Below are 26,435 nucleotides of genomic sequence, written 5' to 3'. Positions count from 1 at the left end.
ACGCCATCGACCGCGCAGGGGCGTTGCCAGCGAAGACGCAGCGGTCCCGGCAGGGCGCGGCAACGGAGGTCGCGATCATGGCGCAAGCGAGCCCGGGCGTCGGAATGCTGCCCTGGCCTGCTCCACCGGAACGCGCATGGCACAGCCTTCGACGTGGTCGTTGATGAGCCCCATGGCCTGCATGAAGGCATAGACGGTCGTCGGGCCGACGAAGGCCCAGCCGCGCTTCTTCAGGTCCTTGGACATGGCGATCGACGCCGCGGACGCGGAGGCGGTCTGCGGCGCCCGCAGCTCCTCGGCCGAAGGCTCGAAGCGCCAGACATAGGCCGCCAGCGATCCTTCCTGCTTCACGAGGTCTCGGGCGCGCCGTGCATTGTTGATGACGGCTTCGATCTTGCCGCGATGCCGGACGATGCCTTCGTTCCCCAGCAGTCGCTCGATGTCCGCCTCCGTGAAGGCAGCGACCCGCTCGAACTCGAATCCCTCGAACGCAGCGCGGAAGTTCTCGCGCTTCGCGAGGATGGTGCGCCAGCTCAGGCCCGACTGGAAGCTCTCCAGGCACAGCTTCTCGAACAGCCGCCGATCGTCATCGACGGGAAAGCCCCATTCCGTGTCGTGATAGGCATAGAACTCGGGCGCCGCCGCGCACCACCGGCAGCGGGGCCTTCCATCGGGTCCGGGGATCGTCTCGCTCACGGTTCAGGCCTTCAGGAAAGCCAGGCGCTCGTCGGTACGGCCCGGCGCGATCTCGAGGATATCGGCTTCGACGACCTGCTCCGCGACGAACGGGTCGTCTTTGAGACGCGCCTCGAGATCCTCCCGCGAGAGGTTGTGCGCGAAGACTGCGCCGCCACCACCCTGAAGGCTGCCGGTCAGAAGGAAGATGCCATCCTCGAAGCCGCGCCTGATCCAGGCGTTGTGCCCGTCCATGTGCCGGGCGGCCTGCGCCTTGTTGGCGGAAAGCCTGAGCGTGACGACAAACACGTGGCGGAACTCCTTTTTCGTGAGAGCGGGGAACGGATCAGGAATGGTCCGCGGCGGGACGCTGCGCTTCCAGCCATGCGCACATCTCCTCCACCTCGCGGTCGATGAAGTCGTCGTCCCCGAACGCCGTCGCGAGGATCGCGACGCCCTGGCTCCGCATCAGGACGTGCATGGCGAGGGCATCGGACTCGGCCTCGCGCCCGAGCGCCGAGAACTGGCGGGCCAGCCAGTCGCGGAAAAGCGTGAAGAGACTGGTTGCGTCGTCCTTGGCAGCGTGGTGGAGCTTGGCCAGCTCGTTGCAGAGCGATCCGACCGGGCAACCGTAGAGCAGGATCTTCGCCCGGTTCATCACAAGGATACGGATGAAGCTGCGGATGCGCTCGGCCGGATCGTCCGTCGCGGACTCCCAAGCCTCCAGCATCCTGCCGGTATTCGCCAGCCGAAGGGCGATCACCGCGTCGAGAATGTCGTTCTTCGTCTTGAAGTGATAATAGAAGTTGCCGCGCGAAAGACGCACGGCTGCGGCGATATCAGCGAAGGACGTCGCCTCGAACCCCCGCTCGTAGAAGAGCCGGTCGGCAGCCTTCACGATTTCCTGGCGCGTGCTCTCGGCGCTCATGAATGCAGGCCCCCAGGACTCCGCGAGATGCCCGACCTGCGGACCCGCACCGATCCTCCGGAACCGGTGCTGCAGGCACGTCAGTAGGACGACTGACCTACAGCGTTGTAGGACGAATGTCCGACAAAGTCAACGGGCATGGCCATGCGCCCGGGGAACGCGGTCCTGGCCCTCTCCTGGATCCGGCGACGCGTGTCAGAGCGCGGCTTGGCGGCCCGACGCGGAGCGTTCGTCGATGTTGCACCCGACCAGGCTGCCGAGCCGCCTCATCTGGGCGGCGAGCCCGTCCATCGCCTCGGCGGTACGGCGCCGGTCGGCCTCCACCGCCTCGAGGATCGCCTGCAGCAGCGCGCGCATCTGCTGGTTCTCGTCGGTCAGGCGCTGGTTGTCGGCGCCGAGCTTGGCGGCGGCCAGACGCGCGGCATCGAGTTCGACTGCCTGTCGTCCCACGAAGGAGGCAACGCGCTCGATCTCGTGCCCGAACCCCGCGACTCGCGCGGCGGCGTCGCCCTCGCCCAGTGCCGTCACCACGGCGCTCGCCCGCTCGACGAGGACCATTCCCCGCGGCTCCGCGCCCTGGACCGACGCGGCGGGAGCTGCCGGGGCCGGCATCGCGGTGCCGCGTTCGGCCGCGCTGGCCGGCGCGGCCGCGGCCGCCCTCGTCTCCGCAGCCCTCATTTCCGTGGCCCTCATCTCAGCAGGCACCCTCGTCTCTGCCGGCGGATGATCCGCATGCGGGACGTCGGACTTCCGAGGCGCAGGGGTCATGAATTGTCCTCCAAAGGCAGGGACGAGTTCCCGGAGCACGGCGGCCAGGTCGACGGAAGGCTCGCCGGCTTCGGCCGGCTCCTGGCCGTGGGGCTGCCTCTCGCCCGCGGGGCTTAGGGGCGGATCTGCCAGCACGGGCTGCGCGGGCGTCGCGGATGGCGGCAGGGACTTCTTGCGGCGGAAAAGAACCATGGCGCGCACCCCGAGGCAGGCGACGTCGGATCCAGCCTGGCGAAATTTGATTAACTTCGCATTAACGATGCCGCAACCTGCCCCCTATTGCCGCTTGCTGGGCCGCCCGTTCGTGCCGACGGCGCCAGCGCTGCGCCCCTCCCTGCCGCGCCCACGAGAGCCAGAGCCGGCGCCGGCGAAGACCGCCGGCATCGGCGACAGGACCGCCCAGCGAGGTTTGAAGACGCCGTCGGCGGAGTCGACGATATGCAGCCGGTAGCGGAGCTCCCAGAACCAGGTAGCCGCGCTCGCGTTATGGCCATCGACGATCTCGACGAAGCGCAGCGGTTTATCGCCCCCCGCGGCTGGCCGCGAGCCTCAGCCGCCTTCGGTGCCGCGGTGCGCCCAGCGGGTCGAGCGGCGCTCGACCACCGAGAACAGCTCGTACATGGCGATGCCCATCGCCGCGATGACCAGCAGGCCCGCGAAGACGAGCGCCATGTTGAAGCGCGAGCTCGCCGACATCATCAGGTAGCCGACGCCGAGGTTCGAGGCGACCGTCTCGGACATGACGGAGCCCACGAAGGCCAGCGTCACCGCGACCTTCAGCGATGCGAAGAAGAAGGGCAGAGCCCGCGGGAACCCGACCTTCAGCAGGATGTCGGCGCGGGTGGCGCCCAGGGAGCGCAGCACATCGCGGAGCTCCGGCTCCAGCGTCGCGAGCCCCGTCGCGACATTGACGACGATCGGGAAGAAGCTGATCAGGAAAGCGGTGATCACCGCAGGGACGGTGCCGATCCCGAACCACATCACCAGGACCGGCACGACCGCAACCTTCGGCACGCTGTTGAAGCCGATCAGCAGCGGGTTCAGCGCCGTGTAGGCGGCGCGCGACGAGCCGACCAGCACGCCCAGGACCACCCCGAACACCACGGCCAGCGCGAAGCCCGCAAGCGTCGTTGCCAGCGTCTGCGCGGCATGCATCCAGATCGCCTCGCGGAAAGTCCAGGCCGCCGCGAAGCTCGCCGAGGGCGTCGGCAGGACGTATTCCGGGATGCCGAAGGCGCGGCACGCCAGCTCCCAGGCGGCGAAGAGGCCCAGGGCGGACCACAGCGGCGCCCAGCGGGTGAGGATCCGGCGCAGGACGGGGTTCACGGAGCCTCCTCCTCGGCAGCGCGCACCGCGCTGATGTGGTTGCGCAGCTCGTGGACGAGTTCCGTGAATTCGGGCGTGAACGTCGTCTCGAGAGTGCGCGGGCGCGCCAGCGGGTTGCGGCGCAGATGGACGATGCGTCCGGGACGCTTGCTCATCACGTAGATGGTGTCGGCCAGGAAAGCCGCCTCGCGCAGATCGTGGGTCACCAGGACGACCGTGAAGGGTCGCTCCATCCAGAGCGACTGCAGGATCGCCCAGAGCTCCTCGCGCGTGAAGGCGTCCAGCGCCCCAAACGGCTCGTCGAGCATCAGGAGCTGCGGCTCGTGGATCAGGGCGCGGCACAGCGAGGCGCGTTGCTGCATCCCGCCCGAGAGCTGCCAAGGGAACTTGTCCTCGAATCCGGCCAGGCCGACGCCGGCCAGGATACGCCGCGCCTGGTCCTCGTACTCCCGCCGGTTCGCGCGCAGGCGACCGCGGTGCGGCTGCACGATCTCCAGCGGCAGCATCACGTTCGCCAGCGTCGTGCGCCAGGGCAGCAGCGTCGGGTTCTGGAAGGCCATGCCGACGATCTTGAGCGGCCCCCTCACCTCGGAGCCCGCGACGGCGACCCCGCCGCTCGAGGGCGGCATCAGCCCCGAGACGAGCTTCAGCAGCGAGGATTTTCCGCATCCGCTGGGGCCGACCACGGCGATGAACTCGCCGCGGCCGATCTTCAGCGTCGTCTCCGAGAGGGCCAGCGTGTCGCCCTGGCCATAGCGCAGCGTCACCCGGTCCAGTTCCACGAAGGCAGCGCTCAATCGGGCCTCCCGCCCGCCCGGGCGCCGCCCGTCACGGCGTCACCTTCCGGTCCGCGGCGGCGGGCAGGAAGGATGCGTCGAAGACGGCATCGGGGCCCGGCTTCTTCGCGAAGCCGAAGGCCAGCGAGACCTGGTCGATGGCGGTTCCCAGCCGGTCGGCGCGCACGCCGCCCATCCCGTTGGCCTTCACGTCCGGCGTATCGACGCACATGGCAATGGCCATCTTCAGACGCTCGAGCTCAAGCGCGGGGTCGACCAGCGGATCGCGCTTGCGGATCGCGGCGATGCCGCCCTCGGGGTCCGCGATCACGTCGCGCCAGCCCTTCGCGACCGCCCGGAGGAAGCCCTTAACCGCTGCCGGGTTCTCGGCCGCCAGCCTGGGTGCCGGGATCAGCGCGTTGCCATAGAGAGTGATGCCGGCATCGGCGTAGTTGAACACGGTCAGGTCCTTCTCGGCGACGCCGGCGGCCCGCAGGTTCAGCAGGCTCGTGAAGTAGAAGCCCGAGATCGCGTCGACCTCGCCGCGCGCCAGCATCGGCTCGCGCAGCGGGGGGTCCATGGATTTCCACGTGACCGCGTCGGCCTCGATGCCGATCGCCTTCGCATAGGCCGCGAACAGCTTGCGCGGTGCGTCGAAGACCGGCGCCCCAAGCGTCTTTCCGGCGAGGTCCGACGGCTTGGCGATACCCGACTTCTTCAGGGAGAAGATCGAGAAGGGCGGCACGTCGTAGACAATGAAGACGGCCTTCATCGCCTTGTCGGGGTTCTTGTCGTTGAACTCCATCATCGAGTTGATGTCGGCCATGGCGATGTCATAGGCGCCGCTGGCGACGCGGGTGACGGCACCCGCCGATCCGTTTCCGGAATCGATGGTGACGTCGAGCCCCTCGGCCTTGAAGTAGCCCTTGTCCTGCGCGATCAGGAAGGGCGCGGCCGGCCCCTCGAACTTCCAGTCGAGGGTGAACTTGACGGGCGTCTGGGCGCCCGCACCGCCTGCCGCTAAGCCGAGGCCGGCAGCGAGCCCCACCCCCATCATCCAGGACCGGACCGTTCCGAAGGCCATTTCACCTGCTCCGTGTAGGCGCGCCAGATCCGGCGCGATGCCGCAGGGGGTTCGCAACCGGCATGCCAGCGTGGCTCCGCTCCCCAATGCATGGGCAGCCGATCCGGCACCGCGCAAGATCGCCTTAGTTTTGGGCATTTCCGCCTGCCCCTGCCGCGGCAATGGTCAGTACGGCGCTGATCGCCTCGGGTCCGGCAGCCCGGTCAGCGTTGGGCCGGCGTCAGGCTTCTACGGAAGGCGGCGGTTATCAGCGCCGCCAGCCGGGCCTGGACGCTCTCGCGCGTCTGGCCGTCGTGATCGCGGCAGATGGCGTCGCTCTCGCCCTCCTCCTGGAGGATACGTACGCCCTGGGGCTTGCAGGCGCCGAACGCGCTGTACGGCGTCGCCTCGGGCACCACGACATACCCGGAACCCGGAATCGCCCCCTGCAGCCCGGATGCGTCCAAGGGCGGCTTTGTCTCGCCGGCGGGGCCGAGACTGATGACCTCCGTCGGAACGGCGATCTCCGACAGGCTCTCCGACGTGAAGCTCGTGCTGCCCTCCGGGTCTACGGCGACGACAGCCCGTACGCGCGGGTCCAGATGGGATCGCGACAGCAGCGCGCCATCGACGCTGCGGAGATCGGCGCCGATCTCCGCGAGCCATTCGCAATCCAGCCCCGCCCCGCCCTCCCCGCAGGACCGTCTGTAGGCGTCGGCATCGAGCCGCGCTCCCGCGAGGGCAAGCGCCGCCGTGCCGCCAAGCTGGAAACCGAGGACGCCGACCCGCCGGGTATCCAGCCGTCCCGCCAAGCCCGGGTCTTCCATCATAGCCGTAAGCGCCGCGGAAAGATCCCCAGGCCGCAACGAGATCTCGGCAACGGCTGCCTGCGCGTCGTCCGCCCGCGGCCCCCGGGCGGCGCCTACGACAAAGCCCTGGGACGCCAGTCGCCACGCGATCCAGGCGGTGAGATCGGGCGCGGACCTGATCCCGCCATGCGAGAGGACGAGAAGCGGGAAATGTCCCTGGGCCACCGGCGCGTCGCGCTGCCCGGGAACGCCGCGAAAGACCGCGCTTTCGCCGATCAGCACGGGAGTTCCGCCCGGCGCCGCGGGATACCACAGGGTGATGTCGATGCTCCTCCCCGGGAGGGAGGCCGTTGCCTTCCGCACGCCGACCATCTCGGCCGCGGCCGCAGGGTCCATGACGGCCAGAATCGCGGCGCAGGCCAGCGCGGGCAGAATACCGCGCAGCCTTCGGGCAGGCCGCCTCCCTCCTCCTGTGCCGGATTCGGCTCCAGACGGAATCATGCAGGAAGGAATAGCAGACCTTGGGCGGCGCCATGAAGCGCCGGGAGCGCGGCTGGCTCCGACCACCGACTTGCAGGGACATCTGAAGAGCACCCCAGTAACTCTGTCGGCGAGACAAGATTCTGCATGCAGAATTCGCGACACAAACGCCTGGACTCCAGGCCAACCCCGAGTATCATGAGCCGCAAACTTCAAGTGACGGATCCATTACAAGTCCGTCTTCGGCACGGTCCCGCAAAAAGTTCGTAGTCTAAATTATAAAAATGGATTTCGACGCACGCACGTCGGATCTCCGTTCCTCAGATCGCATTATCACAAACAATTACTTCGGCGCAACAGACCGGCCATGCCTTCATACGTCATCTGCCTGCTGCTCGCCGCCCTGTCGTTTCTCGGAGCCGGCGCGCTCTGGTCATACGATTGGGACTGTGCGAAGCGCCTGGAGACGGCGGCGCTGGTCGCCGGCGGCGCCCTGCAGCTTGCCGGCGGGCTGTTCGTCGCCGCGGCGCTCTGGTGCTGACGCGCACATGCCGAGGGCGGTATCCGGGGCGAAGTGTGTCCCGGGCGGGACCGGAGCGAAGACGGGATTGTCCCAGCGACCGGCGGGCCGCCCCTGTGGGCGGCCCGCCGGTCCGGGACCTGATGGTCCGCGGCCAGACGGCCAGAGGCCTCAGCCGTTCAGGGCGTCCTTCAGGCCCTTGCCGGCCGAGAACTTCGGCTGCTTGGAGGCGGCGATCTTGATGGTCTCGCCGGTGCGGGGGTTCCGGCCCTCGCGCGCGGCGCGCTGGCCGACCGAGAAGGAGCCGAAGCCGACCAGACGCACGTCGCCACCCTTCTTCAGGGTCTCGGTGATGCCGGCGAAGACGGCCTCTACCGCCTTGGCGGCTTGGGACTTCTGGAGACCCGCGGCCTGGGCGACGTGGGCGACGAGATCGGACTGGTTCATGGATCGGCTCCTGTTGCGTTGACTGTCGCGAACGGGACGCGGCGCCGGCCCGGCCTGCCGCAAATTTCCCGTTCCATGGCAGACCGTAGACGCCGATCCTTACCTAGCCGTTAGTAAGAGGTGGGGTTTTGCACGCGAAATCGCCGCGAAGCGGCCGCCAGATCCGGACCTCGCGCGGGGTCCGCAGGATTTCCGGCAGGGCCGCCTCGTAGGCCGCACGGTAAGGGCGCTTAATCTGGACCTCCACGACATCCGTCAGGTCGGCCCAGGTCTCGTAGATCATGAAGCTGGCGGGATCCGCCGCGTCCCGGTGCAGCACGGCGTTTATGAAGGTGCTCTCTCCGCGCATCGCGTCGAGCACCGGCGTGAGCAGGGCCAGGAACTCGTCCTCGCGCCCTTCCTTGACGTGCAGCCCGACCACGAAGGTGACGGGTCCTGGTGCGGCGCTTTCCATCGAGTCCTCCATGCGCATCCTGCGACGCGGCGCCGAACGCGCCGCGCCGCCATGGAAGCAGCCCGAAGGACGGAAGGCGATGACCTCGGAGGTAACGGTCGTTGTGAATCAGCCCGGCGGTGCGGCGTTCGCGCGGACGGCCGCGGCGTACCAGTCGTAGCTGGCCTTGGGCCGCCGCTCCAGCGTCTGGCGGTCGACCTCCACCAGCCCGAAGCGCGGCCCATAGCCCTCGGCCCATTCGAAGTTGTCGAGCAACGTCCAGACGAACCAGCCCTTGAGATTGGCGCCCTGGGCGATGGCCCTTGCCGCCGCGTCGAGATGGCCGCGGATGAAGGCGATCCGCTCGGAATCCTCGACCCGCCCGTCGCGGCCCGGCGCGTCCTGGTAGGACGCGCCGTTCTCCGTGACGTAGACCTCGGGATTGCCGTAGCGCTCGCGCAGCTCCAGGAGCTGCTCGACCAGACCGTCGGGCTCGACGGGCCAGCCCATGCCGGTATGCCGCGTCCCCTCGGGCGCGGAGCCGAAGCCGGTGCCGACCAGGCCGCCGGGATCGATCCGCTGGTGCATGCGGCTGTAGTAGTTGACGCCGAGGAAGTCGATGGGCTGCCGAATTGCCTCCAGGTCTCCCGGGCGCAGCAGCGGCGCGAAGTCCGCCGCCAGCAGGTCAGGATAGCCGCCGAGCAGCAGCGGGTCCAGGCAGGCCCTGTTCCACACCGCGTCCCACAGCGCCGCAGCCTTGCGGTCCTCCGGCCCGCCGCCTGCGGCCGGCCATGTCGGCTGCAGGCTCAGCACCGTGCCGAGGCGCCAGTTGCTGCCCGCGGCGCGCATGGCCTTCAGGGCGGTGCCCTGGGCGAGGTTCTGGTGGTGCAGCGCCGCCATGCACGATGCCCGGCCGGTCAGGCCCGGCGCATGGCCGCCTAGGCCGTGCCCGAAGATCGAGACGACCGAGGGCTCGTTCAGCATCGCCCAATGCCGGACCCGGTCGCCGAGCCGCGCGGCGACGACGAGCGCATAGTCCGCGAACCAGCCTGCGATATCGCGGCTGCCCCACCCGCCCCGGTCCTGGAGCGCCTGGGGCAGGTCCCAATGGTAGAGGCATGCCCAGGGCGCGATCCCGCGCGCCAGCATGCCGTCCACGAGCCGGTCGTAGAAGTCGAGGCCACGGGTGTTGACCGCCCCGGTCCCCTCGGGCAGGACCCGCGGCCAGGCGATCGAGAACCGGTAGGCCCGCATGCCGGCCCGCGCCATCAGGTCGAGATCCTCGGGCCAGCGGTTGTAATGGTCGCAGGCGACGTCGCCTGTCTCGCCCCGCGCGACCTTCCCCGGCGTCCGGCTGAAGGTGTCCCAGATGCTGGGCCCGCGGCCGTCGGCCTGGGCGGCCCCCTCGATCTGGTAGGAGGAGGTGGAGCAGCCCCAGACGAAGCCGTCCGGGAATCGGGCGGAAGGCGTGGCCGTGGCCGCGCCTACGGGCCTCACCCCCGCCGCCGCGCCAGCCGCCGCCAGCCCCGCCAGGAAGGATCTGCGCCGCATGGTCCGGCTTCCGCCCCATCTCTCGAAGGAATGGCGGCCCGCGGCATGCCGCGGGCCGCGCCTGATGCTAGCGCCGGAAGGACCGGTCGACGTAGCGGTTCACCAGGTTCTCGAGATATTCCTGACGGCCCGACCGGGGCTGCGGCTCGATGTCCTGGCTCTCCACGCGCTGGGCGAGATCCGCGAGCGTGCGCGCCCCTGACAGGATCGCTTTCCCCTCGGCACCGTCCCAGCCGGCGTAGCGCTCGTCCACCGCGCGCTGAAGGCCGCCGTCCTCGATCATCGAGGCGGCGATCAGGAGCCCATGAGCGCAGACGTCCATCCCGCCCACATGCGCGTGCAGGAGATCGTCGGGGTCCAGGGACTGGCGCCGGATCTTCGCGTCGAAATTGATGCCGCCGGTGGTGAAGCCGCCGCCCTTGAGCACGTGGTACATGGCGAGCGCGGTCTCGGCGACGCTGTTCGGGAATTGGTCGGTGTCCCAGCCCGACTGCGGATCGCCCCGGTTCATGTCGAGGGAGCCGAAGATCCCGAGGGCGACGGCGAGCGCGATCTCGTGCTCGAAGGTATGGCCCGCCAGCGTCGCGTGGTTCGCCTCGATATTGACCTTCACCTCCTTGGCGAGGCCGTAACGCTCTAGGAACCCGTACACGCTCGCAACGTCGAAGTCGTACTGGTGCTTGGTCGGCTCCTGGGGCTTCGGCTCGATCAGGATGGTCCCCTTGAAGCCGATGCGGTTCTTGTGCTCGATCACCATGGACAGGAACCGGCCGAGCTGGTCGAGCTCGCGCCCGAGCTCGGTGTTCAGCAGGGTCTCGTAGCCCTCGCGCCCGCCCCACAGCACGTAGTTCGCACCACCGAGCTCGTGCGTGACCTCCAGCGCCGTCTTCACCTGCGCCGCTGCATAGGCGAAGACCTCGGGGTCGGGGTTCGTCGCGGCGCCGGCCATGTACCTGCGGTTCGAGAACAGGTTCGCGGTGCCCCAGAGCAGCCGGACCTTCGAGCTCTCCATCTTCCGCGCGAAGATCTCGGCGATGGCCCGGACATTGGCGTTCGATTCGCGCAGCGTCCGGCCCTCGGGCGCGATATCCCGGTCGTGGAAGCAGAAGTACGGCACGCCGAGCAGCTCGAACATCTCGAAGGCGACATCTGCCTTCTGGCGCGCCAGCGCCATCTCGTCCGATCCGTGCATCCACGGCCGCAGGAAGGTCTCGCCGCCGAAGGGATCGCCGCCTGGCCAGGCGAAGGAGTGCCAGTAGGCCGCTGCAAAGCGCAGATGCTCCTCCATGCGCCGGCCGAGCACGACGCGCTCGGGATCGTACCAGCGGAAGGACAGGGGATCGGTGGAGTCCGGCCCGACGAAGCGGACAGGCTCGCGCCGCGAGAAGAACGGGGTGGCGGAAGCGTTCATGACAAGGCCCCTTGGATTGCGGGATAGAGCGCCCTGTAGCGGGCGAGACGATGGGAATAGGCGTCGCTGAGCGCGGGATCCGGCTCGATGGTCTCGACTCGCTCGGGCGGGAGGCAGACGGCGGAGGGCGCCTCGCCCGTCGCGGCCAGCCGGCCGAGCCGGGCTGCTCCAAGCGCGGCCCCGACCTCGCCGGCTGCGAGCCGGTTGAGCGGCAGGTCGAGCACCGAGGCGAGGATCGCGATCCAGGTCCGCGAGCGCGACCCGCCACCGACCACGTCGGCCGAGCGGATCTCCGTGCCCGCCGCGCGCAGGGCGTCCAGCGCGTCGCGCACCGCGAAGGCCACGCCCTCCAGCACGGCCTGGGTCATCTCCGGGCGCCCCATGCCGTGGGCCAGCCCCAGGAAGGCGCCGCGGGCCGAGGCATCGTTGTGGGGCGTGCGCTCGCCCGAGAGATACGGAAGGAAAAGGGCGCCGCTCGGCGCCGCGGGGCGGTCCGGCAGCTCGGCCAGCAGGTCGCCTTCGGTGCGGCCCGCGACCTGCGCCCACCAGCCCAGCGCCGAGGCCGCCGACAGGATCACCCCCATCTGGTGCCACATGCCAGGGACGGCATGGCAGAAGGCATGCACCGCGGCCGCCGGGTTCGGTGCGAACCGGCCGGTGGTGGCCCAGAGCACGCCCGAGGTGCCGAGCGACACGAAGGCGTCGCCGGGATGGACGGCGCCGAGCCCCACCGCAGTCGCCGCGTTGTCGCCGCCGCCGCCGGCCACCACCGGCGCCCGGCGCATGCCCCAGCGGGAAGCCAGCTCGGCGCGGAGCGTCCCCGACGGGTCCGTTCCCTCGACCAGCCGCGGCATGGCCCCGCGGTCGAGGCCCGTGGCCGCCAGCAGAGCGTCCGACCAGTCGCGCCGACCCACGTCGAGCCACAGCGTGCCGGCGGCGTCCGACATCTCCTCCACCGCCTCGCCCGTCAGGCGCAGTCGGACATACGCCTTGGGCAGCAGGACGCGGCGGATCCGCGCGAAGACCTCGGGCTCGTGCCGGCGCACCCAGAGGAGCTTGGGCGCCGTGAAGCCCGGCATGGCAAGATTCCCTGCGACGGCATGGAGGTCCGGACAGGCGGCCTCCATCTCGCGGCATTCGGCCGCCGAGCGGCCGTCGTTCCACAGGATGCAGGGACGCAGCACGGCATCGCCCTCGCCCAGCAGGGTCGCCCCGTGCATCTGGCCCGAAAGCCCGATGCCGGCCACCTCGGCGAGCGCGGCCGGCGCCTCCGTCCGGATCGCGTCGACGGCCGCCAGCGTCGCCGCCCACCAGTCCTCGGGGTTCTGCTCGGACCAGCCCTCATGGGGCCGGGACACCTCGAGCGGGCTGGTGGCCGTGGCGACGATCCGCTCGGACCCGTCCACAAGCAGCGCCTTCACCCCGGAGGTGCCGATGTCTATTCCCAGATACAAGCGATCCTCCCAATCCCACGGCGCCTTTCGCGGGCGCCGGTTGCCGTCAGGGCAGGTTGTCCCTCAGGAAGATGTCGATGCGGATGCGCTCCTGATCGTCCACCAGCGGCTCGTCCCCGAGGGCGGCCAGCATCACGCGCACGGCCGAGCGTGCTTCGTGGCCGGCATCCTGGTTGATCACGGCGGCCATGGTGCCCGAAAGCAGGAAGCGCCGCGAATGCTCGGTCAGCTCGTGCCCGATGAAGATCGTGCGCCCGGCGCGCCCCGCCTCCTCAAGGGCCGCGGCGATGCCGCGGGTGCCCGCGCCCGCGCCGTAGATCCCGCCAAGGTCGGGATGCGCTTTCAGAAGCTCGACCGCCAGCGCGCGGCTTTGGGCGGTATCGTCGCGTCCCTCCAGCGCCGGCAATACCCGCACCTTCGGGAACTCCGTCGACATCACCTGGCCGAAGCCGTAGAGCCGCTCGGCGTGGTCGCGCAGGGCGAGGCTCCCCGCCATCACGGCGACGGTGCCGCCATGCCCCGGCAGGAACCGGCCCATCAGGCTTGCCGCCGTGCGGCCGGCAGCGGAATTGTCGATCCCGATGAAGCGCCTGCGGGCCGAGCGCGGCACGTCGGAGACCAGCGTCACCACCGCGACGCCACTGGCCGCCAGATCGTCGATGGCCCCCCTGACGCGGGGATGGTCGAGCGCGACGACGGCCACGCCGTCGAACCCGGCCCCGATCTCCTCGATCACGGAGGCCAGGGCGGACGGGTCGAACACGTCGACGGTGCGCGTCGTGATCCGCACGCCCGACGGAGCGTAGAGCTCGGCGACGCGTGCCACCTGGGCTTCCAGGATCTCCATGAAGCTGTTGCCGCCCTCGGGCAGCACGAAGAGAAGCCGGCGCAGGGTGTCCCTGCCACGCCGGAAGCCCGGCACCTCGGCACGGTAGCCGAGGCGCTGCATCACCGCCTCGACGGTCTCGGCGGTCTTCGAGCGTACGCCGGACCGATCGTTCAGCACGCGATCGACGGTGGCGAGGCTTACGCCCGCCTCGCGCGCGACGTCCCTCAGGGTGATGCGGCTCCGACGCTCCATGCCGGCATCATCGCGCCACCGCATGAGGGGCACAACTCAGAAATCTGAGGTCATCACCTCAAAACCGGAAACCACACCTCAATTTGAGCTCCCCGGCGGCGGGGCGCCGTCTCAGACGGCCATGATACGCCGCAGGAAACCGTCCACGGCATCTGTCAGCGCAGTGGCCTGGTCCTGCAGCTTCCCCGCCCCGTCCAGGACCTCGCGCGCGATTCCACCGGTTTCCTCGGCGGCGGCAGAGGCCGCGCCGATCGCCTCGGTGACGCTGCGGGTACCGCGCGATGCCTCCTGGACGTTGCGAGCGATTTCCTGGGTCGCTGCGGCCTGCTCCTCCACTGCGGCGGCGATCGTGCCCGAGGACTCGTTGATGCGGGCGATCGTCCCGCCGATCCCCTCGATCGCGGAGGCCGAGCTGCGCACCACCTCCTGCATCTCGATGATGCGGCCCTGGATCTCCTCGGTCGCCTTCGCGGTCTGCCCGGCGAGGTTCTTCACTTCGCTCGCAACCACGGCAAAGCCCTTGCCGGCCTCGCCGGCGCGCGCCGCCTCGATCGTGGCGTTCAGCGCCAGAAGGTTCGTCTGCTGGGCGACGCCTGAAATGATCCCCACCACCTCGCCGATCCGGCGGGCGGTCTCGACCAGGCCGGCCACCGTGCCGTTCGTCCTCTCGGCCTCGCGCAGGGCCTGCTGCGCGATGTCCGCGGACTGGGCGACATGGCGCGATATCTCGGAGACGGAGACGGAGAGCTGGTCGGCAGCAGAGGCCACGGTCTCCATGTTGGCCAGCGTGCCTTCCGACGCCCGGGCCGATTCCGAGGCATGGCGGCTGGTCTGCTGGGCGATGCCCATCATGCCGCCCGCGGTGTCCCGCAGGCGCGCGCTGGAAGCCGCCACATGGCCGACCAGCCCCTTGACCGAGGCCTCGAACGCCTCGGCCGTGCGCACCTGCTCGGTCACGGCCGGCCAGGTCAGCATCGCGCCGCAATAGGTGCCGCGCCTGTCGTGGACGGCCACGATGCTGACGTCGACCACGTCCTGCCCGAGCGGGATGCGCGCGCGGTAGGGCAGCCGGGCCGGATCGGGCAGGACGGCCCGGAGATCCTCGGCGATCCGCGGGAACAGGTCCGCTACGTGGCGCCCTGACAGCTCGTTCCGCGCGGCGGGGAACGCGGCGCCCAGCCGGTCGACCAGATCCTTGGAGGCCCGGTTCGCGTAGGTGACGGTGAAGCCCTGCTCGGTGTCGCACCACAGCAGCGGCACCGGCACGCAATCGATCATCATCATCGCGGATTCGAACCAGGTCTGGAGCTCCGCATGCTTGCGCTCCAGCTTTGCGAGCCGCCTGATCGCGGACAGCGGATTCATCATCTCCGGGCGCCCCCTGCTGCTGCCGACAGATTGGTTACGAAGCAAATTGCCAGCTAAACAAATATGCTAAACAAATATGCAGCATCGGCGTAAACCGTTGGTTAAGAGCTGCCGGCGCCATGCGGGACGCCAAAGTCCGGATCCCGCCTCCGCCATGCCCCGGCCCGCCTTGTGCGCACCGGAGTTGACGGCGCCACAGCGCCAGCCGGCGTCATGGGCTTTCCTGAGGGGAGCCGCGTCCGGCGCGACCGCCGCCGGCGCCACGCGATCACGCGGAGACATGACATGACAGCGATCAGGCCTTTGCGCGCCCCGCCCGTTTGGATAGGACGGAGCGTCCGTCTTAGCCATGCGCCCGACTGGACAAGCCAGCGAGACGGCGGGAGGCTCTCCCCTTCGCCGACCGCGTGGAGTTTGGGAATGAGGCTCGCGCCCGTCGCCGCCCTCGCAGCGGCCCTGCTGAGCGCGGCCCCATCGAAAGCCGAGGAGGCGATCGTCCTCGCAACGACGGCGCCTGCCCTGGCCCTTGGGCAGGTCGTCCCTGACGGCTCGCGCCTGAGCCTGCCGGACGGGGCGAGCGCGATCCTCCTGCTGGCTTCCGGGCGGACGGTACCCCTGCGCGGCCCCTTCGATGGCGATCTGGGGTCGGCCGCGGCTGCAGCTGCCGAACCGTCCCGCAATCGCGGGACGACACGGTTCTCCCAGGAGGACGTGGCCGCCTCGCGGAGCTTGGCTCCGGGCAGCGCGGACGCCTCGCGGAGGGTGCCGCCCATGGACCTCACCGCAAGCGGCCGCCACTGCACTGCGCCCGGCCACGCACCGCTCGTCGCCCGCCCGGCCGCCCCCGCCTTCGCGCGGATGACGCTGTCCGACGAGGCCGGCCGGAACCGCGCAGTGCTGTCCTGGACAGCGGATGGCGACGCGCCCTGGCCGACCAAGGAAATCCCGCTTGCGGACGGGATCCGCGTCCATGTCGCGGGCACCGACGGCGCGGCTCGGACGGCTGTGGAGATCCGCGTTCTCGATGCGGAAGCCATCCGCACCAGGGGGCTGCCGATCGCGCTTGCATCGGCCGGCTGCACGCAGCAGGCCCGCGTCCTCCTCGCCGCGATGCGGGACGCCGTCGCGCCGGTCGAGATCTACCTGTCCACCGACCGCGGCCCCGACCCAGTCTTCCGCAAGGGGGAGCCGGTCCGGCTGACCGCCCGGACGAGCCGTGATGCGAAGGTATACTGCCTGCTGCGCGATGTGCGCGGCGCGATCCTGCCGATCTTCCCGTCGCCCTCGTCCGCCGGCCCCCTCGTGAGGGCCGATGCGCCGCTCGAGATGCCGGGCGCGCGCATGCCCACCGCGCTGAATGCCGAGGACCAGGACATCCGGTGCTTCGCGACCGATGCTTCCCTGCCTGACATCCTGCCCGCGGCGGCGGCCTCCACGCCACTGGACGGCGGGGCGCAGGCGCGGCTCGACGCGGCTTTCGACGCGATCCCGCGCGGGTCCGCGGCGACCGGCCAGGTGCTGCTGCGGACCCGGTGAGGAGGCGCGGCCGAAGGCAGATGGCAACGAACGGCGCACCGAACCCTGTCGACCGCGAAAGCGCTTCAGGCCCACGCCAGGGCGCCGGGGAGGCGCGCTGCCGCCTTGCCACCGCCGGCGCCGTCGCGGCGGTCGCGGCGGTTTCCGCACTCGCCCTGCCGCATCTCGTGCCCGCCATCGGATCGGTCGACGAACTTGCCGCCGACCTGGTGCTGCAACGCTTCGCCCCGCCGGAACCGCAGCACCAGGGGATCGTTCTTGTCACCGTCGGCGAGGACACGGTCTCGCAGCTCGCCTGCCGATCGCCGATCGACCGCGCCTTCCTGGCCGAGTTGATCGAGCGCCTGCAACGGGCGCGCGTTCGCGCCATCGGGCTCGACCTGCTGTTCGACCAGCCGACCTCCCCCGAGCACGACGCACGGCTGCGCGAGGCCATGCACGATGCAGCGGTGCCCGTGGTGGCGACCACGGCGCTCGATCACACACCGTTGACGCCGCGCCAGCGCGCACAGCTCGATACCTTCCTGGAGGGCGTGCCGCTCGGGCATGCGAACGTCGCCAAGGACCGCGTGGACGGCACCGTCCGCTGGCACGTCCCGCGCGGCCCGGACGGAACGCCGAGCTTTCCGGCACGGATCGCCGAGGCCGTCGGCGCCAGGGCTCCCGACGAGCCTTTCCGCATCGCCTGGCGGCGCGCTCCGGCCGCAACCGTTCCGGCCATGCCGACCTATCCCGCAGAGGCGGTCCGGCTGCTCCCGGACGCCTGGCTGCGGGACAGGATCGTGCTGGTCGGCACCGATCTCGTCGGCACCGACCACCATCGGACGCCGCTCTCCGAGGCCGGGCGCGACATCTCCGGCGTGGCGATCCAGGGACACGTGCTGGCTCAGATCCTGGACGGGAGGATCGCGCCCAGGCTGGGGGCTGGCCCCGAGGCCATGCTCGTCCTCGCCTTCTGCGCGGCGGGCGCGCTTCTCGGCATGGCCGGGCGCGCCCTGTGGCTCCAGGCCGCCGGACTTCTGGGGTGCCTGGCAGCGCTCTGGGGTGGCAGCGCCGCCCTGATCGCCGGCGGCGGCCCCTTGATCCCTCCGCTGGCCGCGAGCCTGGGCCTGCTGGCGGCGCAGGGCGCAATGACCGCCCATGCGTCGCTCCGGAACCGGGCCGAGCGGCAGATGATCATGGGGCTTTTCGCGAAGCACGTCTCCCAGCCGATCGCCGAGGATATCTGGCGCAGGCGCGACGCGTTCCTGTCCGGCGGCCGCCCGAAGCCGCAGACGCTGACCGCGACGGTCCTCTTCTCGGACATCGAGGGCTTCACGGGTATCTGCGAGAGGCTGGATCCGGAACCCCTGATCGAATGGCTGGAAGCCTATCTGGACGCGATGGTCAGGATCGTCGCGGCGCATGACGGTATCGTACTGCGCTTCGTCGGCGACGCGATCCTCGCGGCCTTCGGCGTCCCGGTTCCCCGGACGACGCAGGCCGAGATCGAGGCCGATGCGCGCCGGGCGGTCGACTGCGCCCTTGCCATGGCCGACGAGCTCGACCTTCTGAACGCACGCTGGCGCGCGCAAGGACTCCCCGCCGTGGGAATCCGGATCGGGATCCACACGGGCCCCGTGGTCGCCGGCAGCCTGGGCGGCCTTCGGCATCTCGAATACTCGCTGCTCGGCGATACCGCGAACACCGCGGCGCGTCTCGAGGCGCTCGCCAAGACCGTCGCGCGGCCGCCGGGCAGCACCTGCAGGATCATCGTCGGTGAGCCGACCTGGCGCGCTTTGCGGGACACCGTATCGGGCCTTCCGGTCGGCGAGATGGCCCTGAAGGGCAAGGAGCGGACCGTCCGCGTCTGGCAAATCTCCGGGACTCCGCTGCAGGACGACACCGCGGATGCCGCAACGGCCTGAGCAGACCTGGGTCGCAACGATATCGATAGTGATATTTGCGGCCGCGATCGAGCTTTCTGACTACGTTTGTAATATTCACCAAGAGAGAGCGCAGACGAAGTCGACGCCACGCCGATTTTTTGCGATACTGGCGTTTCGGTACTGTGTACCGAACCTGTCGACGTCCCATGAACCGCCCGGGCTCCCGTGCTGCGATCCGGCAGTCCGCGGCGGCTCGCATTGGCGGCGTCGCAGCATGGTGGAGCATGATGCGCGGCCTTCGCTTGCTCTTCGTCCTGATTGGGACGCTTGTCTGTTCGGGGATCGCCTCCTCCGCACTTGGCCAGGAGCGGCGCGTCGCGCTTGTGATCGGCATCGGCAGCTACCAGCACGCGCCAAGCCTGCCAAATCCCGGCAACGATGCGCGGGCCATCGCCGCCACCCTACGGCGCCTGGGCTTCGATGCCGACGAGCAGCTCGACCTCGACATCCGCGAGTTTGGCGAGGCGCTGAGGAACTTCGGCGTGAAGGCCAGCCAAGCGGATGTGGCGCTGATCTACTATGCCGGCCACGGCATCCAGGTGAGCGGGCACAACTACCTAATCCCGGCGGACGCGCGCCTGGAGCGCGAGCGCGACCTCGTCTATGAGGCCATGCCGCTCAACCTGCCATTGGGCGAACTGGCCCAAGCCCGCAAGCTCGGGATCCTGATCCTCGACGCCTGCCGCAACAACCCGTTCGTTGACAGGCTCTCGCGGACGGCCGCCCGTGTCCAGGTTGGCGCGGGCTTGGCCCGGATCGACGACACGCCGAGCGACACGCTGGTGGCGCTGGCGACCCGGGCCGACACGATCGCCGAGGACGGCACCGGCCAGAACAGCCCCTATACGGCAGCGCTGCTCGAGCATTTGCAGACCCCGGGGGTGGAGCTCAGCCTCTTCTTCCGGCAGGTCAGGGACACCGTGAAGGCGGCGACGAGCAACCGGCAGGAGCCCTTCATCTTTGGGTCACTCGGGGCAACGCCCTTCTACTTCAACCCGAAGCCTGCCAACCGCGAGCCCGTCCTGGGCAGCATCCCGCCGGTGGAGGCGCTGGACCGCGGGCCGGAGCAGCCGCTGCGCATCGGCCGCCCGACGGACCCCGACGACGACCAGCTCTTCGCGCAGGTCACGGGGTTGCCACGCGGCGGCAGCATCCGGATCGCCGACCGGCTCGTGCTGATCGGGGATTATCTGACGCCCGAGCAACTGGCGGCGACGACCTTCCAGGGAGACGGCTCGGCCGTCGGCGATGCAGGCAGCTTCGATTTCTCGGTCATGGACAATCGCGGCGGCGTAGCCCGCGGCGCCGTGCGCGTCGTGATCCGCGCCAGCAACCGCCCGCCGGTCGCAACGACGGCGCGAAAGCTCCGCATCGTGCCGACGGCCCTGCGGCTGGAGCCCGCCGTCGACCCGGACGGCGACCCGCTGGTGGCGACCGTCTCCGCCGTTCCCGAGAAGGGCAGGATCCAGGTCGGCGACCGGACGGTCAGGCCCGGCGACCGGCTGGAGCTCGATGCGCTGGACGAGCTGACCTTCGATCCCGAGCGCATGCCGCCGGGAGTGGCGGGTTCGCTCGTGATCGCCTACGAGGACGGGCGCGGAGGGCGCGCGGAATCCGAGATGACGATCGAGGTCGCGGCGCCCGGCGAGACGCCGGCCACCGACCTGGAGCAAAGCCTCTGGCGTTCCGTCAGGGATACCGAAAGGCCCGAGCGGCTGAAGGCCTTCCTGGATCTCTTCCCCGACGGCAGCCATGTGGGCCTCGCGCGCCAGGCGCTGTCGCGCCTGGAGGGCGGCGCGAAGCCGGCGCCGGAAGTCGCGGCGCTGGCGCCTCCCCGCGCATCCCCGGCCGCACCTCAGGGCACGCCCCAGCCGCCCCCCTTACCGGCGGCACCCGAGAACGCGGAGCGTGGCGTGACGGCGGCCGAGACCTTCACCGCCGTTTCGGCCGCCGTCGTGCGCGGCGCGCCAAGCGCGAGCGCGCCGCGCATCCGACAGCTCGCCGCCGGCGAGAAGGTGCGCGTGCTCGGCATGGTCCAGGATTCGACCTGGTATCGCGTTGCCCTGCCGAACGGCGCGCCCGGCTTCGTCCATGCATCGCTGCTGCGGGCCGATCCGCCCGCGCAGCCGGAGCAGGCGCCGCCCGCAGCGGTTGCAGCGGTGCCATCCGGGCGCGAGCAGGCGCCCACGACGACGGCCGCGGCGCCCGAGCCCGCCGGCCGGCCCGGCAGCGATCCGCAGGTCGCCGCGACCCAACCGCCCGACGCGGCATCGCGCACCCATGGCAAGGCGAATGCCTTCAAGGACTGCGAGACCTGCCCCGTCATGATCCGTCTGAAGCCGGGCTCCGTCTCGCTCGGCCGGGAGGGCGGCCCGCTGGCGGAACGCCCGGTCGTCGGAGTGACGCTTGCGAAGCCGTTCGCGCTCGGCGCCTACGAGGTGACCGTGGCCGAGTGGAAGACCTGCGTCGACGAGGGCGGTTGCCCGCAACTGCCGCGCATGACCAACGCCACCGACGCGACGCCCGTGCACAACGTCCATTGGCTGGACGCGGACGCCTACGTGAAGTGGCTGAGCCGCAAGACCGGCCAGCGCTACCGGCTGCCCTCGGAAGCCGAATGGGAGTATGCCGCCAAGGCCGGCACCTCGGGCCTCTTCTGGTGGGGAGGCGCCTCCGGCGACTTCGCGAATTGCGCGGATTGCGGCGGCCCCTATGAGCGGCTGACCCCGGCGGCCGTTGGGTCCTTCAGGGAGAACCCCTTCGGCCTGCACGGAATGAACGGCGGGGTGGCCGAGTGGGTCGCTGACTGCTGGTCCCAAACCCATGCGGGAGCCAGTCCGGAGGGCAGGCCGCGCGAGGAGGCGGGATGCCGGCAGCGGACGCTGCGCGGCGGATCCTGGCGCAGCGAGCGCAAGGACGTCACGGCAACCTACCGCATCGGCTACGATGCCGATGTGCGGTACTTCGCCCATGGATTGCGGGTTGCCCGGGACCTGAACTGAGGGGGCGGCCTGCGGCGGAACCACCGCGCCCCCTCCGGCGCACCGTGGCTAGCGAACGGTGATGGTGATCTTCTTGGACATGACCGGCGGGTCGTGCGGGATGTGCTCGGCGTCGCCCATCAGGAGCTGGAGCGTGTAGCGCCCGGGAGGAAGCTCCAGGTAGGTCTCGGTCTGCCCGCCGCCGAAATGCAGATGCTGCGCGTCGTTGGGGATCGGCTCGTCGAGCGGCGGCAGGTCCGCATTGATCAGCAGGTGGTGGTGCCCGGTGTTCGGCCGCGTGACGCCCGACGGCGCGACGCCGAAATCCCGCGTCCCGAACCAGACCTTAAAGCGCCCGGACACGACCTCGCCGTCATTGGGCCATCCGATGTAGCAGTAGGCGCTCTTGGGTGCCGTGGCACGCCCGCCCTCGGCGGCCGCTCCGGATGGAAGCAGCGCCGCATGGGCGAGACCGACGAGGCAGAAGACCATCCTGGGCGTCATGGGCTCTCTTTCTCCTTGCTGTGCGTCCGAGACGCGCCGTCAGGGGACGGTCACCGTGATCCGTTGCGACATCACGGGCGGGTCGTGCGGGACGTGATCGCCGTCCCCCAGAAGAAGCTGCAGCGTATGCCGGCCGGGCGGCAGCGTGATCCGCGCCTCGGTCTGGCCGGCTCCGAAATGGAGATGCTTGGAATCGTTCGGGATCGGCTCGTCGAGCGGCGGCAGATCGGTGTCGATCAGGACGTGATGGTGCCCGGTGTTGGGATTGTAGATGCCGGCCGGGGCGACCCCCACGCCCTGGAGCCCCATTCGGAGCCAGAACCTGCCTCCCTTGATCACGGCCCCGTCGACCGGCCAGATGATATAGGCGCGCGCATTCTTCGGCGCGGGCTGGCGGCCGCCGGCGGACTGGCCCGACGTTTCGGCGGCAACCTCATGGGCATGCAGTGCATCTCCGTGCTCGCCCGAATGATCGCCGAATGGATCCTGGGCGAAAGCCGGCGCGGACAATACAAATGTAACAACGCTCAAGACCAGCCTCTTCATCGCGCAGCTCCCAGCTTGCCAACGGAGACTGGAACGGACAAGCGCTCAGGGCAAAAGCTCATCCGTGCAATGGCGTTATCTTGACTAGCCGATCGTTCGGTTATGCTGCACGCTCGGGTCCGGCGGCGAACTCACATGGCCGAGGCCGCGACCGCGCGCAGCCCTTCGCCGTCGAGCAGCGTAATCAGGCCTGATTCCACGGAGATCATGCCGTCGCGCTGCCAGTCGACGAGCTGTTTGTTCACGCTCTCGCGCGAAATGCCGACCAGCGTGCCGATCTGCTGCTGGGACAGCTTGATGTCGATGCGGACCGCATCGCCCGCCGGCCGGCCGAAGGCTTCCGCGAGCCGCAGCAGCGCGCGCGCCACCCGGGAGGGGACATCGAGCAGCAAGGCATCCTCGAGATGCTCGCTGGTCAGCCGCAGACGCTTGCACAGGACCGCGATCAGGCGCAGGGCCATGTCCGGGCGCGCCGTCATGGTCGGCAGGAACTGCGCCCGAGAGAGCACCAGCAGATCGGTCTCGTCCAGCGCGACCGCGTCGGCCGTGCGCGGCTCGCCGTCGAGAAGCGCGATCTCGCCGAACAGGCCGCCGTTGCCGATGATGTTGAGGACCAGTTCCTTGCCGTCGGCGGAATGCGTGCAGATCTTCACCCGCCCGCGTATCACGGCCATCATGCTGTCGCCGGGATCGCCCTTCTGGAAGATCGTCCGATTCCGGGGAAAGGAGGCAAGGGTCGCGGACTGCGCGAGGTGGCGCAGGTACTCGCGGTCGAGGTGCTTCAGCAGGAAATGCTGAGCGAGCACAAGCTCCTTGTCGAACTTGATCTGCACCATGTCCACCGCCCGGCTTCGGAGCGGCATTCTTGCGCCGCCGGCAGCTCCGGGGGACCGGCTGCTTCGGCGAGCAGGCGGCGGGATCGCAGTACCCCCTGCGCATCGGCGCCCGCCGGGGGAGACGTCACCTCCCCCGGCCGGCCGCGGGTCCGCGCCGCCGCGCCGTCACAGCGTGTAGGCGAGGATCCACAGCAGGAACAGCACCAGCGGAACATGCGCCAGGAGCTGGGTGAAGCAGAAGCCGACGATGTCTCGCGCCTTCAGGCCAAGTACGCCCAGCAGCGGCAGCATCCAGAAGGGGTTGATCAGGTTCGGCAGCGCCTCGGCCGCGTTGTAGACCTGCACGGCCCAGCCGAGATGGGCCTTGAGGTCGACCGCCGCCTGCATCACGTAGGGCGCCTCGATGATCCACTTGCCGCCGCCCGAGGGGACCAGGAAGCCCAGCACCGCCGAGTAGATCCCGATCACCACGGGGAAAGTGTGGATATTGGCGATGCCGACGAAGATGCTTGCGAGGTGATGGGAGATCGACACGCCGTCCGAGCCGTTCACGGCGGTCAGCATCGTCGCGATGGCGCCGTAGAGCGGGAACTGGATCAGCACGCCGCCGGCCGTCGGCACCGCCCTCGCGACGGCTGTCAGGAAGCTGCGGATGTTCCAGTGCAGGAGCACGCCGAGCATCAGGAAGACGAAGTTGTAGGTGTTCAGGTTCGAGATCACGAGCAGCGCGTCCTTGGTCGCGAACTCGTTGATCATGAAGCCGACGGCGAGCAGCACCAGGAGCAGCGGCAGAACCGGGCTGAACTCGAACCACTCGCCCGGGCGGGTCATCCTGGGGGCGACCTCCTGCTTTTCGGTCACGTCGATGCCAAAATCGGCCGCGGTGCGGACGTACCGGTCCGACGGAGCCGAGAAATACGCGATGATCACCGATGCCGCGAAGATCAGCGCGCCCATGACGATCGACTGCCACAGGAAGATGGTCTCGCTCAGCGGGATCACTCCGGTGATGTCCGAGATCGACTTCGGCAGGCTCGCCGGGTTGGCCTGGAGCATGGCCGAGGACGAGCTGAGCCCCAGCGCCCAGGTGGCGCCGAGGCCGAGATAGGCCGCGGCGCCGGCCGCCCGGTAGTCCATGCGCAGGTCGGCGCGGCGCGCCAGCGCGCGCACCAGCAGCGCGCCGAAAACCAGGCTCAGCGCCCAGTTGAAATAGGACGCCGCCATGCTGACGAAGGCCACGAAGGCGACGGCGCCGCGTCCCGTCTTCGGGAAGCGGGCGATCCATTCGATCAGGCGGGTGGCCGGCGGCGAGCTCGCCACCACGTAGCCGGTGATGGCCACCATCGCCATTTGCATGGTGAAGGGGATCAGCGTCCAGAAGCCGTCGCCGAAGCCCTTGGCGATGGCGAGCGGCGTGGCCCCCGTCGCGAGATTGCCCAAGGCGACCGCGATCACCGCCAGGACGACGAAGACGAAGGCGTCGGGAAACCATTTCTCGGCCCATTCCGTAAAGCCGATGGCCAGGCGGGCGAGCCAGCCCTGCCGCTCGCCGTCCTCGGCAGCGGGCGCGGCGTCGGGCCGGATGTTGGTTGCGTCGGTCATTTCATGCAGTTCCCTCTCGATCAAACCTGGGCCGTCAGGCGCATCAGGCGCCCTCCGGAACGTCGGCCGCAACGATCGGTTCCGCCGGCCCGAGCTCCCTCGCGCGGGTGCCGAACTGGGGAATGCAGTATGGGTGACCGCGAAATGCCGGGCTGGTATGTGGCTTGCGGCAGCGGACCGCGCCGAGAAAGCCGGCGCAATGCCCGCGGAGCCGCGGGCGATCAGCCGTTCAGCACGCGCAGAGGCGCGCCTGCGAGCCAGGCTGCGATGTCCTCGACGGCCTGGGTGAAGAAGACACGATAGGTGTCCTCGGTGACGTAGCCGAGATGCGGCGTCGCCACCACGTTGTCGAGTTCGCGCAAGGCATGGCGGGAGGGAAGCGGCTCCACGTCGAAGACGTCGAGCGCTGCGCCGCCGATGCGGCGTGCCTCCAGGGCAGATATCAGCGCGGCTTCGTCCACGATGGGGCCGCGCGCGGTGTTCACCAGGAGGGCGCCGGGCTTCATCAGGCCGAGCTCGCGGGCGCCGACGAGCCCGCGGGTCTCGGCGGTCAGCGGCAGGTGAATCGTCACGACGTCCGAGCCTTGCAGCAGTTCGTCCAGAGAGGCGGCGTGCTCGATCCCCATGGCCCGGCTCGCCTCCTCAGTCAGGCTGCGGCTCCAGCCCGTCACCCGCATCTCGAAGGCGAGGCCGTAGCGCGCGACACGCCGGCCGAGATTGCCGAGGCCGACGATCCCGAGCCGCCTGCCGCGCAGATCGATGCCCAGCGTGCTCTGCCACCTGCCGTCGCGGAACCCCGCCGCCTCGCGTGGGATGCGCCGCGCGAGAGCGAGCAGCAGTCCCCAGGTCATTTCGGCGGCGGAGGCGCCCGATCCCTCGGTGCCGCAAACCGTCACGCCGCGCACCCTGGCGGCCGCCATGTCGATCGCGGCGTTGCGCATGCCGGTGGTGACCAGCAGCTTCAGCCGTGGCAGCCGGTCCAGCAGCCAGGCGTCGAAGGGGGTGCGCTCGCGCATGGCGACGAGGATTTCGAACCCTTCGAGCCGCCGGGCGAGCGCTTCGCGATCCGCAAAATGGGAATCAAGGACCTCGATGCCGACCTGCGCGCGCAGTGGCTGCCAGTCGGCCATCGTCAGCGCGACTTTCTGGTAGTCGTCGAGAATCGCGCAATTCAGCATGCGCCGTCCCCCTTACCGGCGTCCGCGCCATCCTAGTGGCCGGCGGCGAGGCCCGACAGCGTCTATCGGGGTCTATCGGGCGCGCGATGCCGGCGCGGCGCGCATGGCACGATGCCGTTGCGGACGGGGGCTCCGGCGGCCCCGCTCGGGGCCGTGGCGCCGGCGGACTGTCAGCGGCGGGGCTGTCAGCCCTCTTCCTTGAGCATGGCCTGGTAGATCTTCCAGGCGGTCTCG

Annotated in this window: 24 protein-coding genes; 4 read left to right on the top strand and 20 right to left on the bottom strand. The window is 69.8% G+C overall.

The genetic code is table 11. The features are described from left to right. Positions 1 to 75: 75 nt before the first annotated feature. The 8 genes from JUB13_RS12040 to JUB13_RS12005 all read right to left on the bottom strand — a co-directional run bounded on the left by JUB13_RS12040 (position 76) and on the right by JUB13_RS12005 (position 6,741). Positions 76 to 696 (bottom strand): DNA-3-methyladenine glycosylase I, encoded by a 621-nt coding sequence (locus JUB13_RS12040; RefSeq protein ID WP_207479117.1) that lies wholly within the window; start codon positions 694 to 696, stop codon positions 76 to 78. Positions 697 to 699: 3 nt separating this feature from the next. Then, positions 700 to 984 carry a YciI family protein gene (locus JUB13_RS12035; protein WP_207479115.1) on the bottom strand — a complete coding sequence of 95 codons (285 nt, stop codon included), beginning with the start codon at positions 982 to 984 and terminating at the stop codon, positions 700 to 702. A gap of 37 nt (positions 985 to 1,021) precedes the next feature. Further along, positions 1,022 to 1,603 (bottom strand): TetR/AcrR family transcriptional regulator, encoded by a 582-nt coding sequence (locus JUB13_RS12030; RefSeq protein WP_207479113.1) that lies wholly within the window; start codon positions 1,601 to 1,603, stop codon positions 1,022 to 1,024. Between the two features lie 195 nt (positions 1,604 to 1,798). Further along, positions 1,799 to 2,281 carry a hypothetical protein gene (locus tag JUB13_RS12025; protein WP_207479111.1) on the bottom strand — a complete coding sequence of 161 codons (483 nt, stop codon included), beginning with the start codon at positions 2,279 to 2,281 and terminating at the stop codon, positions 1,799 to 1,801. Positions 2,282 to 2,920: 639 nt separating this feature from the next. Then, complete coding sequence (locus JUB13_RS12020; RefSeq protein ID WP_207479109.1) at positions 2,921 to 3,697, bottom strand: ABC transporter permease; 777 nt, start codon at positions 3,695 to 3,697, stop codon at positions 2,921 to 2,923. Next, complete coding sequence (locus tag JUB13_RS12015; protein WP_207479106.1) at positions 3,694 to 4,494, bottom strand: ABC transporter ATP-binding protein; 801 nt, start codon at positions 4,492 to 4,494, stop codon at positions 3,694 to 3,696. Before JUB13_RS12015 ends, JUB13_RS12020 begins: the two co-directional genes overlap by 4 nt. A gap of 31 nt (positions 4,495 to 4,525) precedes the next feature. Further along, the gene (locus JUB13_RS12010; protein ID WP_207479104.1) at positions 4,526 to 5,557 is read right to left on the bottom strand and encodes an ABC transporter substrate-binding protein; all 1,032 of its coding nucleotides are present in this window, start codon (positions 5,555 to 5,557) and stop codon (positions 4,526 to 4,528) included. A gap of 203 nt (positions 5,558 to 5,760) precedes the next feature. Beyond that, positions 5,761 to 6,741, bottom strand: a complete 981-nt coding sequence (locus JUB13_RS12005) for an alpha/beta hydrolase family protein (RefSeq protein WP_207479102.1) — start codon at positions 6,739 to 6,741, stop codon at positions 5,761 to 5,763. Positions 6,742 to 7,192: 451 nt separating this feature from the next. On the opposite strand from JUB13_RS12005, the gene JUB13_RS12000 reads away from it, so the two are divergent. Continuing rightward, positions 7,193 to 7,366 carry a hypothetical protein gene (locus JUB13_RS12000; protein ID WP_207479100.1) on the top strand — a complete coding sequence of 58 codons (174 nt, stop codon included), beginning with the start codon at positions 7,193 to 7,195 and terminating at the stop codon, positions 7,364 to 7,366. Between the two features lie 150 nt (positions 7,367 to 7,516). Here the strand turns inward: JUB13_RS12000 and JUB13_RS11995 are convergent, their stop codons facing one another. The 7 genes from JUB13_RS11995 to JUB13_RS11965 form a co-directional block, all read right to left on the bottom strand. Continuing rightward, on the bottom strand, positions 7,517 to 7,792 hold the full coding sequence (locus JUB13_RS11995; protein ID WP_207479098.1) for an HU family DNA-binding protein: 276 nt from the start codon (positions 7,790 to 7,792) through the stop codon (positions 7,517 to 7,519). 103 nt (positions 7,793 to 7,895) lie between these two features. Beyond that, positions 7,896 to 8,246 carry a putative quinol monooxygenase gene (locus JUB13_RS11990; protein ID WP_207479096.1) on the bottom strand — a complete coding sequence of 117 codons (351 nt, stop codon included), beginning with the start codon at positions 8,244 to 8,246 and terminating at the stop codon, positions 7,896 to 7,898. A 108-nt stretch (positions 8,247 to 8,354) separates the two neighbouring features. After that, entirely contained in the window at positions 8,355 to 9,776 is a 1,422-nt protein-coding gene (locus JUB13_RS11985) for a GH1 family beta-glucosidase (RefSeq protein WP_207479094.1), read from the bottom strand. Between the two features lie 67 nt (positions 9,777 to 9,843). Further along, on the bottom strand, positions 9,844 to 11,187 hold the full coding sequence (gene xylA / locus JUB13_RS11980) for a xylose isomerase (RefSeq protein WP_207479092.1): 1,344 nt from the start codon (positions 11,185 to 11,187) through the stop codon (positions 9,844 to 9,846). Beyond that, positions 11,184 to 12,641: a xylulokinase gene (xylB, locus tag JUB13_RS11975; protein WP_207479090.1), complete on the bottom strand. Its 1,458-nt coding sequence runs from the start codon at positions 12,639 to 12,641 to the stop codon at positions 11,184 to 11,186. Before xylB ends, xylA begins: the two co-directional genes overlap by 4 nt. Before the next feature lie 46 nt (positions 12,642 to 12,687). Continuing rightward, a complete protein-coding gene (locus JUB13_RS11970; RefSeq protein ID WP_207479088.1) occupies positions 12,688 to 13,722 on the bottom strand; it encodes a LacI family DNA-binding transcriptional regulator in 1,035 nt (344 codons plus the stop codon). A gap of 111 nt (positions 13,723 to 13,833) precedes the next feature. Further along, entirely contained in the window at positions 13,834 to 15,090 is a 1,257-nt protein-coding gene (locus JUB13_RS11965; protein ID WP_207479087.1) for a methyl-accepting chemotaxis protein, read from the bottom strand. 420 nt (positions 15,091 to 15,510) lie between these two features. Here JUB13_RS11965 and JUB13_RS11960 point away from each other — a divergent pair, with 420 nt between their 5' ends. The 3 genes from JUB13_RS11960 to JUB13_RS11950 all read left to right on the top strand — a co-directional run bounded on the left by JUB13_RS11960 (position 15,511) and on the right by JUB13_RS11950 (position 21,556). Next, positions 15,511 to 16,626: a DUF4384 domain-containing protein gene (locus JUB13_RS11960; RefSeq protein WP_207479085.1), complete on the top strand. Its 1,116-nt coding sequence runs from the start codon at positions 15,511 to 15,513 to the stop codon at positions 16,624 to 16,626. Positions 16,627 to 16,646: 20 nt separating this feature from the next. Then, a complete protein-coding gene (locus tag JUB13_RS11955) occupies positions 16,647 to 18,533 on the top strand; it encodes an adenylate/guanylate cyclase domain-containing protein (RefSeq protein WP_207479083.1) in 1,887 nt (628 codons plus the stop codon). 245 nt (positions 18,534 to 18,778) lie between these two features. After that, the gene (locus JUB13_RS11950; RefSeq protein ID WP_207479081.1) at positions 18,779 to 21,556 is read left to right on the top strand and encodes an SUMF1/EgtB/PvdO family nonheme iron enzyme; all 2,778 of its coding nucleotides are present in this window, start codon (positions 18,779 to 18,781) and stop codon (positions 21,554 to 21,556) included. 48 nt (positions 21,557 to 21,604) lie between these two features. On the opposite strand, the gene JUB13_RS11945 is transcribed toward JUB13_RS11950, so the two are convergent. The 5 genes from JUB13_RS11945 to JUB13_RS11925 all read right to left on the bottom strand — a co-directional run bounded on the left by JUB13_RS11945 (position 21,605) and on the right by JUB13_RS11925 (position 26,201). Next, on the bottom strand, positions 21,605 to 22,039 hold the full coding sequence (locus JUB13_RS11945) for a DUF4399 domain-containing protein (protein ID WP_207479073.1): 435 nt from the start codon (positions 22,037 to 22,039) through the stop codon (positions 21,605 to 21,607). 39 nt (positions 22,040 to 22,078) lie between these two features. Further along, entirely contained in the window at positions 22,079 to 22,585 is a 507-nt protein-coding gene (locus tag JUB13_RS11940; RefSeq protein ID WP_207479068.1) for a DUF4399 domain-containing protein, read from the bottom strand. A 131-nt stretch (positions 22,586 to 22,716) separates the two neighbouring features. Further along, positions 22,717 to 23,448 carry a Crp/Fnr family transcriptional regulator gene (locus JUB13_RS11935; protein ID WP_207479066.1) on the bottom strand — a complete coding sequence of 244 codons (732 nt, stop codon included), beginning with the start codon at positions 23,446 to 23,448 and terminating at the stop codon, positions 22,717 to 22,719. A gap of 138 nt (positions 23,449 to 23,586) precedes the next feature. Next, positions 23,587 to 25,023, bottom strand: a complete 1,437-nt coding sequence (locus JUB13_RS11930; RefSeq protein WP_207479063.1) for a short-chain fatty acid transporter — start codon at positions 25,021 to 25,023, stop codon at positions 23,587 to 23,589. A gap of 221 nt (positions 25,024 to 25,244) precedes the next feature. Continuing rightward, positions 25,245 to 26,201 (bottom strand): D-2-hydroxyacid dehydrogenase family protein, encoded by a 957-nt coding sequence (locus tag JUB13_RS11925; RefSeq protein ID WP_207479061.1) that lies wholly within the window; start codon positions 26,199 to 26,201, stop codon positions 25,245 to 25,247. Positions 26,202 to 26,435 lie beyond the last annotated feature (234 nt).

It is taken from the genome of Arenibaculum pallidiluteum, assembly GCF_017355985.1.
Lineage (GTDB): Bacteria > Pseudomonadota > Alphaproteobacteria > Azospirillales > Azospirillaceae > Arenibaculum > Arenibaculum pallidiluteum.
The sequence above is the reverse complement of the archived record's forward strand: the minus strand, read 5'-3'. Positions and strand labels throughout refer to the sequence as shown.

Excerpts from the sequence above, each read along its gene's own strand:
- JUB13_RS12030 (WP_207479113.1), bottom strand. The coding sequence starts at position 1,603 with ATGAGCGCCGAGAGCACGCGCCAGGAAATCGTGAAGGCTGCCGACCGG.
- JUB13_RS12025 (WP_207479111.1), bottom strand. The coding sequence starts at position 2,281 with ATGAGGGCTGCGGAGACGAGGGCGGCCGCGGCCGCGCCGGCCAGCGCG.
- JUB13_RS12010 (WP_207479104.1), bottom strand. The coding sequence starts at position 5,557 with ATGGCCTTCGGAACGGTCCGGTCCTGGATGATGGGGGTGGGGCTCGCT.
- JUB13_RS12005 (WP_207479102.1), bottom strand. The coding sequence starts at position 6,741 with ATGGACCCTGCGGCCGCGGCCGAGATGGTCGGCGTGCGGAAGGCAACG.
- JUB13_RS12000 (WP_207479100.1), top strand. The coding sequence starts at position 7,193 with ATGCCTTCATACGTCATCTGCCTGCTGCTCGCCGCCCTGTCGTTTCTC.
- JUB13_RS11995 (WP_207479098.1), bottom strand. The coding sequence starts at position 7,792 with ATGAACCAGTCCGATCTCGTCGCCCACGTCGCCCAGGCCGCGGGTCTC.
- JUB13_RS11990 (WP_207479096.1), bottom strand. The coding sequence starts at position 8,246 with ATGGAAAGCGCCGCACCAGGACCCGTCACCTTCGTGGTCGGGCTGCAC.
- JUB13_RS11985 (WP_207479094.1), bottom strand. The coding sequence starts at position 9,776 with ATGCGGCGCAGATCCTTCCTGGCGGGGCTGGCGGCGGCTGGCGCGGCG.
- xylA (WP_207479092.1), bottom strand. The coding sequence starts at position 11,187 with ATGAACGCTTCCGCCACCCCGTTCTTCTCGCGGCGCGAGCCTGTCCGC.
- JUB13_RS11970 (WP_207479088.1), bottom strand. The coding sequence starts at position 13,722 with ATGGAGCGTCGGAGCCGCATCACCCTGAGGGACGTCGCGCGCGAGGCG.
- JUB13_RS11965 (WP_207479087.1), bottom strand. The coding sequence starts at position 15,090 with ATGATGAATCCGCTGTCCGCGATCAGGCGGCTCGCAAAGCTGGAGCGC.
- JUB13_RS11960 (WP_207479085.1), top strand. The coding sequence starts at position 15,511 with ATGAGGCTCGCGCCCGTCGCCGCCCTCGCAGCGGCCCTGCTGAGCGCG.
- JUB13_RS11955 (WP_207479083.1), top strand. The coding sequence starts at position 16,647 with ATGGCAACGAACGGCGCACCGAACCCTGTCGACCGCGAAAGCGCTTCA.
- JUB13_RS11950 (WP_207479081.1), top strand. The coding sequence starts at position 18,779 with ATGATGCGCGGCCTTCGCTTGCTCTTCGTCCTGATTGGGACGCTTGTC.
- JUB13_RS11945 (WP_207479073.1), bottom strand. The coding sequence starts at position 22,039 with ATGACGCCCAGGATGGTCTTCTGCCTCGTCGGTCTCGCCCATGCGGCG.
- JUB13_RS11940 (WP_207479068.1), bottom strand. The coding sequence starts at position 22,585 with ATGAAGAGGCTGGTCTTGAGCGTTGTTACATTTGTATTGTCCGCGCCG.
- JUB13_RS11935 (WP_207479066.1), bottom strand. The coding sequence starts at position 23,448 with ATGCCGCTCCGAAGCCGGGCGGTGGACATGGTGCAGATCAAGTTCGAC.
- JUB13_RS11930 (WP_207479063.1), bottom strand. The coding sequence starts at position 25,023 with ATGACCGACGCAACCAACATCCGGCCCGACGCCGCGCCCGCTGCCGAG.
- JUB13_RS11925 (WP_207479061.1), bottom strand. The coding sequence starts at position 26,201 with ATGCTGAATTGCGCGATTCTCGACGACTACCAGAAAGTCGCGCTGACG.